This window comes from Brevundimonas sp. SL130 (genome assembly GCF_026625805.1).
Lineage (GTDB): Bacteria > Pseudomonadota > Alphaproteobacteria > Caulobacterales > Caulobacteraceae > Brevundimonas.
In genome coordinates, this window is the sequence record NZ_CP113064.1 from 1,748,484 (window position 1) to 1,765,087 (window position 16,604).

10 protein-coding genes and 1 pseudogene are annotated in these 16,604 nt (G+C 64.8%); 7 read left to right on the top strand and 4 right to left on the bottom strand.

Annotation, left to right across the window (positions count from 1 at the left end):
- Window positions 1–398 precede the first annotated feature (398 nt).
- Complete coding sequence (locus tag OU998_RS08660; protein ID WP_267516661.1) at window positions 399–524, bottom strand: leucine zipper domain-containing protein; 126 nt, start codon at window positions 522–524, stop codon at window positions 399–401.
- A 203-nt stretch (window positions 525–727) separates the two neighbouring features.
- Between OU998_RS08660 and OU998_RS08665 the strand changes: the two genes are divergently transcribed.
- The 5 genes from OU998_RS08665 (at window position 728) to OU998_RS08685 (ending at window position 7,476) form a co-directional block, all read left to right on the top strand.
- Window positions 728–1,240: a sigma-70 family RNA polymerase sigma factor gene (locus OU998_RS08665; RefSeq protein WP_267516663.1), complete on the top strand. Its 513-nt coding sequence runs from the start codon at window positions 728–730 to the stop codon at window positions 1,238–1,240.
- Between the two features lie 133 nt (window positions 1,241–1,373).
- Window positions 1,374–2,414 carry a FecR family protein gene (locus OU998_RS08670; RefSeq protein ID WP_267516664.1) on the top strand — a complete coding sequence of 347 codons (1,041 nt, stop codon included), beginning with the start codon at window positions 1,374–1,376 and terminating at the stop codon, window positions 2,412–2,414.
- 225 nt (window positions 2,415–2,639) lie between these two features.
- Window positions 2,640–6,035 carry a TonB-dependent receptor domain-containing protein gene (locus OU998_RS08675; RefSeq protein WP_267512962.1) on the top strand — a complete coding sequence of 1,132 codons (3,396 nt, stop codon included), beginning with the start codon at window positions 2,640–2,642 and terminating at the stop codon, window positions 6,033–6,035.
- Between the two features lie 114 nt (window positions 6,036–6,149).
- Window positions 6,150–6,746, top strand: a complete 597-nt coding sequence (locus OU998_RS08680) for a biliverdin-producing heme oxygenase (RefSeq protein ID WP_267512963.1) — start codon at window positions 6,150–6,152, stop codon at window positions 6,744–6,746.
- Window positions 6,747–6,825: 79 nt separating this feature from the next.
- Window positions 6,826–7,476: an energy transducer TonB family protein gene (locus tag OU998_RS08685; protein ID WP_267512965.1), complete on the top strand. Its 651-nt coding sequence runs from the start codon at window positions 6,826–6,828 to the stop codon at window positions 7,474–7,476.
- Between the two features lie 270 nt (window positions 7,477–7,746).
- Here the strand turns inward: OU998_RS08685 and OU998_RS08690 are convergent, their stop codons facing one another.
- Both OU998_RS08690 and OU998_RS08695 read right to left on the bottom strand, forming a co-directional pair.
- Complete coding sequence (locus tag OU998_RS08690) at window positions 7,747–9,687, bottom strand: CocE/NonD family hydrolase (protein WP_267512967.1); 1,941 nt, start codon at window positions 9,685–9,687, stop codon at window positions 7,747–7,749.
- Window positions 9,688–9,828: 141 nt separating this feature from the next.
- Window positions 9,829–10,893: a peptidase S10 gene (locus OU998_RS08695; RefSeq protein WP_267512968.1), complete on the bottom strand. Its 1,065-nt coding sequence runs from the start codon at window positions 10,891–10,893 to the stop codon at window positions 9,829–9,831.
- Window positions 10,894–10,929: 36 nt separating this feature from the next.
- Between OU998_RS08695 and OU998_RS08700 the strand changes: the two are divergent.
- Both OU998_RS08700 and OU998_RS08705 read left to right on the top strand, forming a co-directional pair.
- Window positions 10,930–12,101 (top strand): annotated as a pseudogene (locus tag OU998_RS08700) (IS3 family transposase).
- 150 nt (window positions 12,102–12,251) lie between these two features.
- A complete protein-coding gene (locus OU998_RS08705; RefSeq protein WP_267512970.1) occupies window positions 12,252–14,627 on the top strand; it encodes an alpha-L-rhamnosidase C-terminal domain-containing protein in 2,376 nt (791 codons plus the stop codon).
- Between the two features lie 34 nt (window positions 14,628–14,661).
- Here OU998_RS08705 and OU998_RS08710 read toward each other — a convergent pair whose 3' ends face one another.
- Entirely contained in the window at window positions 14,662–16,596 is a 1,935-nt protein-coding gene (locus tag OU998_RS08710) for an alpha-L-fucosidase (protein ID WP_267512971.1), read from the bottom strand.
- Window positions 16,597–16,604 lie beyond the last annotated feature (8 nt).

A 16,604-nucleotide genomic window follows, 5' to 3' on the forward strand; every position in this document is an offset into this window, starting at 1 on the left:
AAATGCTCCGTAAGGGAAGTGTTTTTGCCTCAGGGGGGCAATAGGGGGGGCAGTTTCTGCGAGATTCGATGAAACTGCCTGCACTGCGGTGAAAGAGAATCAGCGGGCGTAGGCCGTGTCGATTCGCGGAGTTCACGACTCTGAGGTCATGGGCCACTGCGCGAACCTCTTGCGCGAAACGTGCTTTCGAGCGGACGAGCGTTCACGCGGAGGGCGTCGGATCGCTCAGGTCCACGCAAAAGCGCAGAGTTCGATTGCTCGCCTGTGATCCCGTTTCGTGATTGACCTGCCCCTGAGTTTTCATCCAGCGGCGACCTAAGTCCCGGCGTTTTTTACGCGTCTCAGCGCGGCCTGTTGCGGCCAGGCTCGCGGCATAGGCCGCAGGGTGAGGTAGCCGGTCAACGCGTGCGAACCGACACACCTGCAGCCTCCGCTGCAATGGCCGTTCGCCAATCCGCCTCGATCCGTTCCGCCGGCAAGGCTCGACCAGAAGGCGTCAGCCGGGCATTCTTGTGCACGGTCATCCGAGAGGCTCCGTAGAGGGTTGATTGGCTTCGCAATCCCAGCTTCTCAGCACACCCCTCGGGTGAACAACCTTCATACCTTCGACACCTCGCCCATTGCGGTGAGACCTCGCCCTCTGTAGTGGGACTTGCGAAACGATCTCAACTTCAGGCGTGTCCCGAGACGCGCAGAGGATCGTCCCCTTTGGGAATGATTTCAGCGCGTGCCTCAGGCTAGGACAATCCTCAGCGTTTATGCGGATCATCGCGGGGATCTGGTGAATTATGCCGCCAACATCACCGGCGATCGGGTGGCGGCCGAGGATATTGTTCAGGAAGCCTGGGTTCGGCTGGGGGCGGCGAGTCGTCTTCGCCCACTGGAGGAACCGCTCGGCTATCTCTATCGGATTGTCCGCAATCTGGCTCTGGACGGGCGTCGTCGGCGGCGTTTCGAACAGGCTCATTTCATTGAGGGCGTTGAAGATCAGGTCGAACTGATCGCCAGCGACACGCCATCGCCCGAAGGGGCGACGGCGTCCCGGGACGAACTTCGTCTCGTAATGGAGGTGCTGGAGGGGTTGCCGGAGCGAATGCGGATCGCCGTTGAAATGCATCGTCTGGGCGGCGTCAAGCTGAAGGACATCGCCGCACGCCTGGGCGTGTCGGTCACCGTGGTCCATGAACTGGTGGCCGAGGGCGTGTATCGGTGCCGCATCGGATTGCGGCGGCCATCTTGATCTTGCATCGCCCATCTAATTTCCGAAAAACCCCATCGCCTATGCGTTTAATCATTAGGGGGCGGATGTGCGCCTCGGCTTTAACGATCCTGCCTCGGTTGACCGCTGGGCGCCGGTATATGAGGGGAGTGTCATGACGTCGGCATCGAATATTCCCGACCGGACGGCCCTTGACCCAGAAACTGTCGAACGCACGGACCGCGAAGCCACCGACTGGCTTATCCTGTTGCAGGACAATCCCGATGACGTCGAGGTTCGCGCTCGGTTCGAAACCTGGTTGTCGGCGTGCCCGGATAACGGCGCCGCCTGGTCGGAGACCCAGTGGGTCGTCGGCCTGATAGACGCCACGCCGCCGGCTCACCGCGCCTATTGGTCGGATATCGCCGCCCCAGATCCTGCCGCAACGCTGCAACCCAGGTCGTCGCGGCGGGCGAGGCCTGCTGTTTTTCGCCGTGCCTGGAGCCAGCGCGCTCTGGTGGCCGTCATGTCTGCGGCCGCCTGTGTCGCCATTCTGGCTGGGCCGAATGTCCTGCTGTATCTTCGGTCCGACTATGTGTCAGGCCTAGGCGAAATGCGCACCGTGCAGATGCAGGACGGCAGCGTGGCGCGTCTGGCGCCGGGTAGCGCCATCAAGATCGCCTATGCTGACGGCCGTCGCGATGTGCGGCTTCTGAAGGGCCTTGCCTATTTTGAGGTTCAGCGCGATCCGGCGCGGCCCTTCCGAGTGGAGGCAGGCGAGGTCGAGACGACGGTTCTCGGCACCGGGTTCGAGGTCGGTCGGAATGGTCAAGGCGTCGATGTCGCGGTGCGCCACGGTCTGGTGCGTGTGGATCGGAGCAAGGGCGCAGTGATCTCGACGCGTCTGTCCGCCGGCGATCGGATCAGGGTCATGCCACAGGGGACTGAACTCAGCCGGATGAGGCCGGATAAGGTCGCGGCCTGGACGCACGGCGATCTCATAGTCAACGACCAGCCGATCCGTGACGTGGTCGATGCCGTGCGCCCCTGGTATGATGGGGTTATCCTGACCACCGGCGATCGGTTGAATAAACAGCGGGTCACGGGTGTCTATGACCTGCACGACCCCATGGCCGCCCTGACGGCCCTGGGCCAGGCGCATGACCTCAAGGTGCGACGGATTTCACCCTGGATTATGGTCGTTTCCGCGAACTGAAAGATGCCGGCCAACAAAACTTGGCCGGAACGAGAGTTTTTTCCGAAAAACGCCGCAGCCCATTCGTGGAACCTTTAGGGACGATGCGCGGCTGAAAATCATTCGCAGTCTATGGCGTCTCCCACTGGTTTGACGAGATTTGGGAGCGTTATTGTGAGTTCGGGGATTGGGGCGCGGGTGTATCGGCGCCGGGCAGGGGCGGGCGGAATTTGCGCTGGACTTCTGATGGCGACGACGGCTCTGGTAGGGTTGGCTGCGCCTTCCATGGCGATGGCGCAGGCGGCGGGATCAATAGCCGACCGCAGCTTCAACATACCGGCCCAACCGCTGGGTGACGCCTTGACCGACTTCGGTCAGCAGTCGCGCATGCAGATCAGCGTTGACGCCGCCGCTATTCACGGCGTGTCGTCGCCGGGCGTGTCCGGTGCGATGTCGCCGGTACAGGCGCTCAGCCGCCTGTTGAGCGGCACCGGATTCACTTATCGCATCAACGGCAATCTGGTGACGCTGGAACGCGCGCCGGACGCCGACGGCGCCATTCAACTGGGCGCAGTTCGTGTCGTGGGTGCGACCGGTGTGGGCGCCGCAAGCGGCCTGTCGGGAGACTTTGGCCAGGATGGCGAGGGCGGTGATCCGTCCAACGCCCAATACCGCACGGCGGGGACCAGCAACTATATCTCCCAGGACCAGATCCAGCGTTTTCGCGGCTCGTCGGTCGGTGATTTCCTGAGCGGTATTCCGGGCGTCCTGAACGGCGAGAACCGGAACTCGGGCGCGCTCGACGTCAATATCCGGGGCATGCAGGGGCAGGGGCGGGTGCCCATCGTCATCGACGGGGCCATGCAGGAATCGACTGTCTATCGCGGTTATGCAGGCATGGCGGGCCGGACCTATCTTGACCCTGATCTGATCGGCGGCGTCTGGATTGAAAAGGGGCCCAGTGCAGCCGCAGACGCTTCGGGCGCTATCGGTGGTGTTGTCCGGGCGCGGACCCTGAACGCCGGCGACATCGTCGCGCCGGGCGGCAGTTACGGGTTTGTGGTGCGTGCGGGTTTGACCGGCAACAACGTCAAAGCTCCCGCCGGGGTGACCATCGGCGGCGATGAGCCGGCGGTGCGCAACTTCAACCGTCCGGATTTCCTGGATCTGCGCGGAGGCAATCTATCGGTCGCCTACGGCTATCGCTCGGATCTGTTCGACCTGGTCGCGGCGGTCGTGCGTCGTAAGTCTGGCAACTACTACGCCGGCGGGGAAGGCATCAGTCCTGACGACTGGAAGGGTGGCGCGAACCGTTTCAGCTATGACGAGCAGGTCATCAACACGTCGCACGACAACACCTCGTACCTGCTGCGGACCGTGGTCCGGCCGAACGAAGACCATACCCTGGACGTCTCCTTCATGCGTTACGAAACCGAGCATGGCGAGATGAAACCGTCTCAGCTGATGTATGGGACGACGCCGCGTCAGACGACTTCAGACATCGCCGTCGATACCTGGACGGCGCGCTATCGCTATAATCCGTCCTCGCCGCTGATCGATTTCAAGGCGGATGTCTGGCTTACCGAAATCGACAGTTTTGTCGTCGATCCAGTGCGGCTGAACTACGGGGATTACGTCTACAATGGCGATAAGTTCGCCGCGACCCTGTCCCAGCGCCGTGGTCTGACCCTGTCGAACACCTCGCGCTTTACGGGCGAGGCTGGTGAAGTTTCGATCGCCTATGGCGGGGCCTATGATTTCGAGAAGTTCGGTAAGTCGAGCGACTGGGCCAGGTTGAACGAGGAATATCCGGGCCGGGCCTGGGACAACATACGCGAGGGCTGGCGTCGACAGTACAGCGCCTTCATCGCCGGGACCTACAAGCCGGCGCCCTGGGCCACGCTGCAACTGGCCACACGCTATCTCGACAATGTCGTGCAGGACAGCAAGGCGGGCGTCAGCTGGGTTCAGGGCGGCGTCATCAATCGCGATGAGGCCTCGGGTTGGGCGCCGATCTTCTCGGCGGTCATCGAGCCGATCCGCGGCATCCAGTTCTATGGCCGATATGCTGAAGCCCTGCGCGCCGCCAGCCCGTTCGAAGGCACCGAGGGCTTCTCCGGATCGGTCAATCCCTACACCAACCTGCGGCCTGAACATGCCCATAACACCGAGATCGGCGCCAACTACGAAGGGTATGGTCTGCTGGGCGACGATGATATGTTCCAGGCTAAGTTCGGCTGGTTCCATAATGACGTCACCGACTACATCACCCTGGGCAACGAGCTGCTCACCGCCCCCAATGGAAACTCCACCAGCATTCTGGTCAGGACCAATATCCCTCGGGTCAGCCTGAAGGGGTACGAATATTCGGCCCGCTATGATCGTGGCTGGATCTTCGGCGAGCTTTCCGGCACCGAATATATCGACATCACCACCTGCAGTCGGGCGGCGGCCGGCCAGAGTGATTATTGCGAACAGGGCATGGCCTCCACGAACCAATCCTGGTTCACGGGTCATATTCCGCCACGGCGAAGCAACTCCTTCACCCTGGGCGGGCGGGCGCTGAATGAAAAGCTGGAACTGGGCGCCCGCTACAGCAAGGTTGAGCGCGAGCCCGCCTATGAGGTGGTCGATCTCTACGGCAGCTATGCGATCAATGCGCGGACCAGCGTCAACTTCACCGTGAACAATCTGATGGACGTCTATTACGTCGACGCCCTGAGCCTGGGCCAAGGCGTGGCCGTTCTGCCGGCGCCGGGGCGCACCCTCAGCCTCAATCTGGTCGCCCGGTTCGGCGACGGGGAATGGGAGAGCCCGAGTTCGACCCGGCGTCGCGCGCGCGCCGCCGCAGAAGGCTTGAGCGCCGACCCGCTGCAGGGCTTCGACGGCGACTGGACGGGCTTCTACGTCGGCTCCCACATGGATTGGGGACAGTATAGCGCCAGGGGGAACACGACCTCAGCCACGGGTGTCGCCAGCGCTGTCGCCGCCTCTGAACGGGTTGATCGTCAGGCCCGTGCGGCGACCGGCGGCCTACAGTTCGGCTACAATCGTCAATTCGCCGGTCGTTGGATAGCGGGCGTCGAGGTCGATGGCGGCGCCAGCCCGGCCAAGGGCCGTGAAATCTATGTCGCGACGGAGCTTGATACAGGGCGCTATGCAGACAAGGAGATCATTCAGGCCGAGTACCGCTATGAGTACAACTGGAATGCCTCAGCCCGTCTGCGTCTGGGCCAGAGCTTCGGTCGAACCCTGGTCTATGGCTCCGGCGGTCTGGCGTTGCAGAACGAACGGCAGACACGGATACAGAGCCGGTCGAGCTCGGCCAGCGCCGCCTTACCGTTCGGCTTGGTCACGCGCCCTTATTTCAGCGAAGAGACCGAAGAATTGCGCCTGGGCTGGGTGTGGGGCGGCGGCGCTGAAATCGCCTTCAGCGACCATGTCTCGCTGAAGGCCGAATACCTCTATAGCCACTTCGGCGACGAGGATTTTCAGTTCGACCGCGCCAGCCGCAACATCAATCGCGGCTACACCTCCGGCGGAGTCACTGTTCCAAGTGGGGCTGATGACGCGATTGGCCGTATCTCGACCAGCGAGTTGCACCTGCACACGGTTCGTTTCGGCCTGAACTATCGATTCTAGCCACGGATGGTGTCCGGCCGGCGATGCCGTCGGCCGGACTTCTGTACGATCACGCCCCCATCCCTCGGTCGAGGGTGCGACCTCGTTCTCGACCGAGGCGAATACGAGTGAGACATGACTGACTTAATCGAAGAACGCAGCCGTTCGAAGCGGCTGAAGGATATGACACACGAGACCCACGACCGCCTCGACAAGGCGATCGTCGCGCAGCGTCCGTTCGAGAACCTGGAACGCTATGCGCGCTTTCTGGCGGTGCAGTATGGGTTCCACCGCGACATCGACGCCCTTTATGATGATCCGGCCCTGGACGCGTTGTTGCCTGATCTTTCGGGGCGCAGACGCTTTAGTCAGATCGTGCAGGATCTGAAAGACGTGGGCGGCGAGGCGCCGCTCATTGTCACATCGCCGCGTTTCACCCACGGCGAGATTGATCTGCCGACCGCCATGGGGTGGCTCTATGTCGCGGAGGGCTCCCACCTGGGTGCGGCGTTCTTGCTGAAATGGTCGGCGGCCCTTGGCCTGAACGAGACACACGGCGCGCGTCACTTGGCGGCGTCACCCGAGGGGCGGGCGCGGCACTGGCGTGAGTTCACGGCAGCCTTGGACAGTATCGATCTGACGCCGGTCGAAGAGGCGCGAGTGATCGAGGGCGGCAAGGCGGCCTTCGTGCGCGTTCACGGGCTCGTTCGTGATGTCTTTGGCGACGTTTGAGGTCATGGCCCAGACGCACGGTCGTGCGCGCGCGCGCACGACCGCTGGACGTGGGAAGGCGTTAGAACGAGCGTGCGCCATGGCGGGCGCCGTCATTCTGCATGTCCTGCCTTTCGCGGGGTTGATGTTGATCCGGCACTCTCCATCGACCATCCCTGTGGAAGAGCCTGCGATCCTGGTCGAATTGGTGCGCGCTCAGGCGCCACCGGAGCCGGTTTCCGAACGTCCTGCCGGTCTGCTTCAGGTGGAGGCCGCGGCGTCCAAACCTGTGCCGCGTGAGGTCGAGAAGGTGCGTCTGAAGGCGCCGCAGGACGAGGTCGAGCCGCTCGTTATTCCAGATCGAACACCACAGCCGACGGCCTCGGTTCAGGCGACGCCTGCGCCGGCGACCACGGCGCCTCTGTCGCGACCTGCGCCGCCTGCTGCTTCCGCCTCTTCGGCGCCTTCGACCTGGCAGGCGCGGCTCCTGGCGCATCTCGAACAGAACAAGCGGTTTCCAGCCGCCGCCCAGGCGCGGCGACTACAGGGCGTGGTCCATGTGCGGTTCACGATGAACCGGGATGGACGGGTGCTGACCTCACGCATCGAGCGTGGGTCAGGCCAGGCGTCCCTGGATCGCGCTGCGCTTGACATGTTGACGCGCGCCCAGCCCCTGCCTGGACCTCCAGCCGAGGTCGCGGGGGATCGGATCGAATTGGTCGTGCCGGTCGAATTCTTTTTCGGGAAGTGAGGGTTGGGGCGGCAATTCGACTTTCGTCCTCGGCAGCCTTCGTCGCACGCGCCTGCGCCGTGCGCACGAGTCCCGACCCTAAGGCGTGATCCTTTCGTGTTGAATCAGGGTGTCTTTGGTCGCCGGGCTCTTGTTTCAGCGCCGCCGACCGTTTCCGCCGGAGCTCCAGATCGCCCTCTCGTCCTGCGGCCTCCGACTATGGCCGCAGGACGAGAGGGGGACGTAAATCACGTCACACGCCTGACGCGGGCTTGTGAGGCGCTTCTAAATCTAGGGCTGCGCCTGGGCCATCGGCAGGTCGATGAAGGTCTCGGCGTCGCCGCCGTGGTACACGCGCTGGGTCGCGCGGCGATAATCCTCAGGCTTGGCGAACATGATGTTCGACACGAAGGTCTGGGGATTGCGGTCGTAGAGCGGGAACCAGCTGGACTGGACCTGCACCATGATCCGGTGGCCCGGCAGGAAGGTGTGGCTGGCCGCAGGCAGGGCCCACTTGTACTCTAGCGGCTTGTTCGGCGTGACGGCCTTGGGCGTGCTCAGGCTTTCGCGATAGCGGCCGCGGAAGATGTCCATCGACACCGCCAGCTGATAGCCGCCCATCTCGGGCTGCAGATAGTATTCGTCCGGATAGACGTCGATCAGCTTGACCACCCAATCCGAGTCCGTGCCGGTGGTCGAGGCGAACAGGTGAACCTGCGGATTGCCCGAGATACGCACCGGTTCATTCAGCGGCTCCGAGACATAGGTCACGACGTCGGCGCGATCACTATAGGGGCGCTGGTCGGTCGCCAGCCAGCCCCGCCAATCGTCCCCTCTGACGGGCCGGGCGATGTAGGGCACGGGATGGGCGGGATCGGCCGTATACTCATCGAAGGCGGGGCCGCTATCGCTCGGGGGTGTGAAGGCCAGTCCGTTGCCGGACTGGAGGTAGAGGCGGCGGGTCGGCGCCTCGGTCGGCCAGGCCGTTTGGAAGCGCCACTCGTTGATCCCGGATTCGAACAGGCTGACCGGGGCGATCTGCGCCGGTGCGCCGTGTGTCTTGAGACGCGCGTCGAGGAAGGGCAGCAGGATGTGGCGCTGGAAGTACAGCGACGTCGAACTGTCGAACTGGACCGGGCCGATGTTCGCCCCGCTGTCGCGATAGGCGCCCCCGTGCATCCACGGCCCAGCGACCAGGAAATTCATGTCGTTGTCCACGTCCTTGGTCTCGGTCGCGCGATAGGCGGCGAGGGTGCCGTAGATGTCCTCCTGGTCCCATAGGCCGTGCACCCACAGGGTCGGCACGCGCAGCGGCTGGTCGGCCAGAATCTTGTCGACCGCCTGCGCCTGCCACCACTCGTCATAGGCGGGGTGGCGCAACAACTGGTTCCAAAAGCCCGTCTGGTTCACGCCCATACGCTCGCCCAGCTGCGCCGCAGATCCGGCGCGCAGGGCGCAGTCGTAGTCGTCATGGCAGGCGGTGGGCCAGGACGGGCCGCCGGCGCGACCGCCTTCCTGCCCCAGGGTATAGTTGATGGCCGCGAGCCAGCGGAAGGCGCCGTTATGGAACCAGTCGTCGCCCATCCAGCCATCGACCATGGCCATCATCGGCACGGCGGCTTTCAGCGCCGGGTGGGGATTGATCAGGCTCTGTGTGACGGTGAATCCATCGTAGGAATTGCCCATGGTCGCGACGCGGCCGTTGGCCTCCGGCACATTGTGCACCAGCCATTCGATGGTGTCATAGGCGTCGGTGGCATGATCGACGCCGGTGGTGTTCAGCGGCCCGGAGAGGGGGCGGTTCATCACATAGTCGCCCTCGGAGCCGTATTTGCCGCGCACATCCTGAGCGGCGAGGATGTAGCCGTGCTGCAGCAATGTGCCGTAGCCTTGGCGCACGCCCATCTCGGCATGGACGCTAGAGCCCCCGCCCGTAAGGCGGCTGGCGTTATAGGGCGTGCGGTCCAGAATGATCGGCGCGTCGCTCAAGCCTTTGGGAATGATGAGGACGGTGTGCAGACGCACGCCGTCGCGCATCGGGATCATCACTTCGCGACGGACATAGTCGTAGTCCGGCGTGGCGGGCTGGAAGGTCTGGGGGATTTCGCTTTGTGAGGCCGTGGCGGCGTCTGCCAGCGGCGGCGGCGTCTGCTGGGCCGCAGCGCTTACGGCGCCGATGACGGTTGCCGCGGCCAGGCCGCCCGCCACGGCCGAGAGTGTGAAACGAGACATAGAAATCTTCCCCTGTGCTTAGGTAGTGTTACATACTAACGAGCGAGGGCCGCAAGGGGGAACGCCGCGTCGGTAGGGCCCTGCGGTTCAGTCTCTATTGCTCGAGCGCGCTGAAAGAAGAAACCGGCATCGCCGCCAAGTCTAAGGGATTGTCCGGATGAGATCCTTGATGTCCCGGCTGAACTGCAGTCGCGATGTCGCATCGCGATAGAACATGTGGCCGCCGGTGTAGCAGCGATAGATGATGGCCGAGCGAAGCGAGGGCGGCAGGCGTCGGTGGAGTTCGTCGTTGACGGTGCAGCTGGACAGGGAATCATAGAGGCCGGCCGCGACCAGAACCTTTAGTCCAGGCGCCAGAGCGATAGCTTCCTCGGTTCCGGGCAAGGGCGGGCCGATCCGGGGCGGGCCGCCGCCGCGCTGAATGGCCTCGCGGATCGCCGCGTCGATCTGTTCCGGAGAGGCGTCGATGGTGGCGTAGTTCCAGCGTGCGCCGACGCTGGCCGGATAGCGATCGCCGGGCGCGTAGCCGATGTCCGCTTCGCTGAGGCCCACATAGGGAAGATCGGTCACATAGCCGAGGTCGCGACGCAGATAGCGGTCGATGGCGCCGGTGAACTCCGTCGGCGAAGACTCGGTCAGACGCATGTCAAAGATGTTCAGGACGCGGCCCTCCGGCTGGAGGACGCCACGCAGATACTGACGGGGCGTGAAGGTCAGGCTGGTCCGGTCGATGAGTTCGATGGGGACGCCCGTGAAACGCGAGAGGTCGGTCACGACCTTCGTGCGCTCGGTTTCAGACAGGTCTCCGGCCTTGGTCAGGGCCGGGAGATAGACGTCGCGCGCCCAGGCCTCGGCGGCGCGTCGGGCGGTTTCAGCGTCGCCGCCGAGCGTCGGATCAAGCTTGCCGTGGAAAAGGGCCACGGGCGCCAGGTCGACGATGCGCAGGGCGGTTGCTGTCTCCTTGGTCAGATAGGGCGTGTTGAGGCCGTCCCCGCCTGAAATCAGGATCAGGCCCTTGATCGGAACGCCTTGGCGCAGAAGGCGATAGCCGACGCTGGCGGCGCGGCCGGCGCCCCAGCTTTCGCCGGCGAGCAGCACGGGACGATCCTGGGCGTCGTGCAGCAGAAGCCAGGCGCGGACGAACTCGGCGACCGAGGCGACGTCGCCGACTGTGCCGTAGTGATCCTCCCTCGTTTTGGTGGACACCCATGCTAGCTTTTCGGAGCTGGAGAGGAGTGTCTGATGAGTGCTCAACGCCGGGTGTTTCCGGAATCGTTCAAGCGGGAGGCCGTTGATCGGGTCGCCAACAGTGGGCTGACCGCCGGCGCGGTCGCCAGAGAGTTGGGACTGCACGAGACGGTGCTGCGTCGATGGATGACGCAGTTCGGGGTGCAGGCGACGGGGACGTCGCGGCGCCCCACAACGCAGGCGTCGTCCCCGTCGCCGTCGGATCTGGCGGCGGAGGTGGCCCGGTTACGACGGGAGAACGGTCAGCTTCGGATGGAGCGAGATATCCTAAAAAAAGCCGCGCTCATCTTCGGAGCGGCCTCCCGATGAAGTTCGGGTTCGTCGATCGGCATCGTCAGCTCTGGCCGGTTCGCGTGATGTGCGCGGTCCTGGGGCTGTCGGCCAGCGGATACTACGCCTGGCGCGGTCGCCCCGAGAGCCCGACGTCCGTGGCCAATCGCGAGCTGACCGAGGACATCCGGCTGATCCATGCCGAGAGCAGCGGCTGCTACGGCTCGCACCGCGTCTACGCCACCCTGCGGCGGCATGGGCGTCGGGTCGGTCGATCCCGCGTGGAACGGCTGATGCGCTGCGCCGGCCTGCGAGGATTGGCGGCCCTGCCGCGTCGCGCCCGGACGACGAACAGCCGCCACGGCTATCCCATCGCGCCCAACCGGCTGGCCCGGAACTTCGAGGCGGCGGCGCCCAACCAGGTCTGGCTCGCCGACCTGACATACATCCCGACGGGCGAAGGCTGGCTCTACCTCGCCGCCATCCTCGACATGTACACCCGTAAGATCGTCGGCTAGTCGATGCGCCAGACCCTGCACACAGAGATCGCCCTGGACGCCCTCAACATGGCCGTCGAACGTCAGAAACCCGCGGCCGGCCTGATCCACCACTCGGACCGTGGCATCCAATACGCAGCCGAAGCCTATCGATCAGCCCTGGCCCGATCAGGCATCACCCCGTCGATGAGCCGCAAGGGCGACTGCTGGGACAATGCCCCGATGGAAAGCTTCTTCCACACCCTCGAAACAGAGCGCGTCCATCACCGCGTCTACGCCACCAGAGACCAAGCCCGGCGAGACCTGTTCGGATACATCGAGGGCTTCTACAATCCCTGTCGCCTGCACTCGTCACTGGGCTATATCAGCCCCGCCGAGGCCGAACGCAGAGCGGCTTAACCCCGTCCACTTTTGCGGGGGAAGATCAGTCCTCAGCGACGACCGCCGTCTGGACCCCGGCGGCGCAGCTTCCGAGCTGGGCCAGAGACGGCCAGCATCGACGTTGACATGATTGTGCGCGGCGGCCAGTTCTGGCGGATCGGAGGCTATATGATGAAACCTGCTGTATGGGCTTCGGTCTTGATTGGAGCCTGGCTGACGGTGTCTTCCGTTCAGGCCGGCGATTGGGTCACGCATCCGCAAGCGCGCGGCGCAGCGGCCCAAACTGCGGTCAATCTCCAATTCCAGTCTGTGCTTTCCCTGGACCGCCGCCCTGCGGAGCTGAAGGTCGCGGTGACGGCGGACAATCGATTTGTACTTTACGTGAACGGCCGCCGCGTCGCCGCTGGCCCTTCACGGGGCGACCTGGCCCACTGGCGCGTGGCCTCGGTCGATTTGGCGCCCTACCTCGAAGCTGGACCGAATATCATCGCCGCCGAGGTTTGGAATGACGGGCCGAACAAGCCCATGGCGCAGGTGTCCGCCCGTACCGGCTTTCGCCTGGAAGCGATGGACGCCGTCTGGGCAGACCGGATCGATACGGGACGCGGCGATTGGCGTGTGCGTCGCAACGACCGCCGGACGGTCGGCGACGGACGGTCTCAGATGGCCGCCGCCGTCGGGCCGAGCGGCTATTATGTCGCCGGCGCGCCTGAGACGATCCAGGGGCAGTTTCAAGCCGACGCCTGGCTGACGACGCCAAAAACAGATGCGGAATGGGTGGCGCCGGCGCCGGCGCTTCAGGCTGGCGAAACGTCGCCCTGGACCCTAGGCGCAGATGTTCTGCCCGCCATGCGACACGACGAGGTTCCGATCGGCGCGGTGGTGCGCGCGACGGGTGTCGACGCCTCGGCCTTTCCGGCTCGTCCAATCCGCGTGCCGGCCCATAGCGAGGTCGAACTGCTGATCGACACTGGGCGCGTGCTGGGCGCCTATCCGGAGTTCGATCTGGCGGGGGGAGCCGGCGCCACGATCGAAGCGACCTATGTCGAGGCGCTTTATGACGCCAATGGCCGCCGGTTGAGCGACCGCGCCGCGGTTGGAGACGGACGCGCCTTGGGCTTGACGGACAGGTTCCTGCCGGTCGGCGGCGAACAGATCTTTCGACCGGCCTGGTGGCGGGCATGGAGGTTCATGCAGGTCAGGATCAAGACCGATGATCAACCGTTGATGCTAAACGCCGTCAAAGCCTATGAGACCGGCTATCCGTTCGAAACCCGGGCGTGGTTTGACAGCGATGACGTGCAGTTGAACCAGATCTGGCGGATCGGCTGGAACACGGTGAAGTTCGACGCCCACGAAACCTATATGGACACGGCCTACTGGGAGCAGCTTCAGTATATCGGCGACACCCGTATCCAAGCCCTGGTCAGTTATGACGTGTCCGGCGACAGTCGGCTTGCGATCCAGGCCATCGACGCGTTCGACGCGTCTCGCGTGGTCGATGGCCTGCCGCAGGCGGCCTGGCCTTCAAGCGGTCAAAACTCGATCCCGCCGTTCGCTCTCCTTTGGATCGGAATGATCCATGATTACTGGATGAACCAGCCTGACCTGTCGGTGGTGCGTCGCAATCTGGACGGGGTCCGTGCTGTGCTCAACTGGTATGCGCCCTATGTCACGGACAAGGGGCTGGTGCGCCAAACGCCGGGCTGGCTGTTTATTGACTGGCGCGCCGGGCTGAGCGAACAGCCGCGCAGTGACGATCCCGTCAAGCCGGACTCCTGCATCATCAGCTTGCTCTATCTCGGCGCTCTGGTTCAGGCGGCGGAGTTGGAGGGCGCTGCGGGCGAGCCTGAGCGAGCCGACGCGGACCGCCGGGAGGCGGAACGGCTGCGCCTGGGGATCAGGGATCAATGCTGGGACGCGACCCGGGGCCTCTATGCGGATTCTCCCCTCAAAGATCGGTTCAGCCAGCACGCCAATCTGCTTGCGGTTCTTTATGACGTTGAGCCGACGTCCGGTCAGGCCGCCTTGATCGAAAAAATCGTTGCACGGAACGCTTCTCGGTCTTTTCCGGAGATCACGCCGGTCACCTATTATTTTTCATTCTATCTGTCTCGAGCCGTAGAGCATGCTGGTCTAGCCGACGCCTATCTTGCCCTGTTGCAGCCGTGGCGGGATATGTTGGGCCAGAACTTCACCACCTGGCCCGAAGAGCCAGATCCGACGCGCTCTGACAGCCATGCGTGGAGCGCTCACCCGACCAGTGATCTGTTGCGTCTGGTTGCGGGCGTGAAGCCCGACGCGCCAGGCTATGCGCGGGTCAGGATCGAGCCGCACCTCGGGGGGTTGAGACGGTTGGATGCGGCCACGGTTCACCCCCAGGGGGTGATCGAAACCCGCTATCGGGTGGATGAACGAACCGGGCGGCTGTCGGCGGACGTGCGGCTTCCGCGAGGACTGAGCGGCGTTTTCGTCTGGCAAGGACGACAGCGGCTCCTGCGACCAGGGCGGAACCTGATCACCATGGCCCCGGCGAAGCCCTGAGCGGGGCAGTCGCCGGGGCTCGCCGCGCGCCGCGTCAGGGTTTGAACCCGCCAATGCCGGCGATGGCGAGGCGGACGGCGGGGACGGCGGTCTCGGCGAAGATGAAGCGCATGTAGCGGGCCGAGCGGGGGGCGGCGAAGGCCACCCTCTGGGTGGAGAGGGCGTAGGCGATGTTGGACAGTTCGCCGGTCGCCTCGGGCGTCCAGCGGGTTCCGTCGGTGCTGAGTTCGACACTGTAGCCGCGCGGGGGCGCCGCGCCGGCGATCGGGTGGCGGGCCGGGGTCAGGCTGAAGCCGCCCAGATCCTGAACCGCGCCCAGGTCGAGAGTGACGGTCGCCGGTTTCGACGGCGTCGGCGCAGGCTGGATCCAGGCGGTGGAGACCTCGGCATCCAGCAGGGCCTCGGCGCCCGGGGCGCTGGCTTCGACGATGCGCCAGCCGGCGGTGGACAGGACTTTCGCGTCACTGGACGCCACCGGCGGGACGGCGACGGGCGCGACCGAGCGGAAGACGGCGAACTCGCTGATGGCGGGGCAGGCCGGAGCCTCCAGCACGCGCAGCCGCAGACGACGGGCCTTGATCGGCTGGTCCAGGCGGATGATGCGCTGGGCCGAGATGCACTCGTGCTCGGCCAGGACGCGCCAGGCGCCCTCCACCTCGGCTTCGACAGCGAAACGGGTGACGCGCACGCCGAGCGGCAGGTATTCGCGCAGACGGATCAGGTCGAAGCTCTGTTCCGAGGCCAGGTCCAGCGTCAGGGTGGGGGTGACGACGTCGTCGGGCGTGGACCAATAGGTTTCGCGGTCGCCGTCCAGCACCCGGGCGGGCTCATAGCCGGGGCCGCGCACATGGCTGGCCGAGACGGCGGCGCCGTCCGCCAGATTGACGGCGAAACTGGCCCGGATCGCATCGCCGAAGCTTTTCAGGATGCGGACGTCCTGATCCGGGATGCGGCCGCGCCGGTCGGGCGGGATGTTCAGGTTCATATTGGTGCCGCGCCCGACCGAGGTGTCGAAATAACGGACCAGATTGGCGGGGCTGCGGACCTTGGCGTCCTCGTCGGCGTGGAAGAACCAGCCGGGGCGGATCGAGGTGTTGGTCTCGGCCGGCCACCACAGGGGGGCGCCGCGCACGCCGGAATTGCCCTCGCTTTGGACATAGGGGTGGTTGGGCATGGTGGGCCAGCAGGGATCGCCGGCGATCCCGTCCTCATTGCCGACCCAGCGAATGTCGGCGCCCAGGGGGTCGAAGGTGCAGGCCATGGGCTGATGGCTGTGGACCAGGGCGACGATCGAGGGCCAGTTGTAATAGGCGGGGGCGTCGATCTGGCGCGTCTCGCGCGCACCGCCATAGTAGCCGTCGCCGCCGTTGGCCCCGTCAAACCAGAACTCGAACAGCTCGCCGTAGCGGGTGCACAGCTCGACCACGTGCTTGCGGAAGTACTCGATATAGGCGGGGCGGCCGTATTCGGCGTGGTTGCGATCCCACGGCGACAGATAGATGCCGAAGCCCATGCCTGCCCGGCGACAGGCGGCCGCAACCTCGCCGACGATGTCGCCCTTGCCGTCCTTGTAGGGGCTGTTGCGGATGCAATGCTCGGTCAGCATCGTCGGCCACAGGCAGAAGCCGTCATGGTGTTTGGCCACCAGGATGACGCCTTTCAGATTGCCGGCCTGGGCGGCGGCGACGATCTGGTCCGCATCGAAATCGGTGGGGTCGAACATCGACGGGGATTCGTCGCCATAGCCCCATTCCTTGTCCGTGAAGGTGTTCATGGCGAAGTGGACGAAGGCGTATTGCTCGCGCTGGTGCCAACGCCACTGGCGGGCAGAGGGGACGGCGCCCCAGGGTGCGGGCGGGGGTGCGGGCGCGGCTGCGGACGCTCGGTTGGCGGCGAGCGCCGGCAGGGCCGGCAGCGTCGATGCGAGCACGCCCGAGGCGATCAGGGTTCGGCGGGAAATCTCGGTCATTTGAGGCT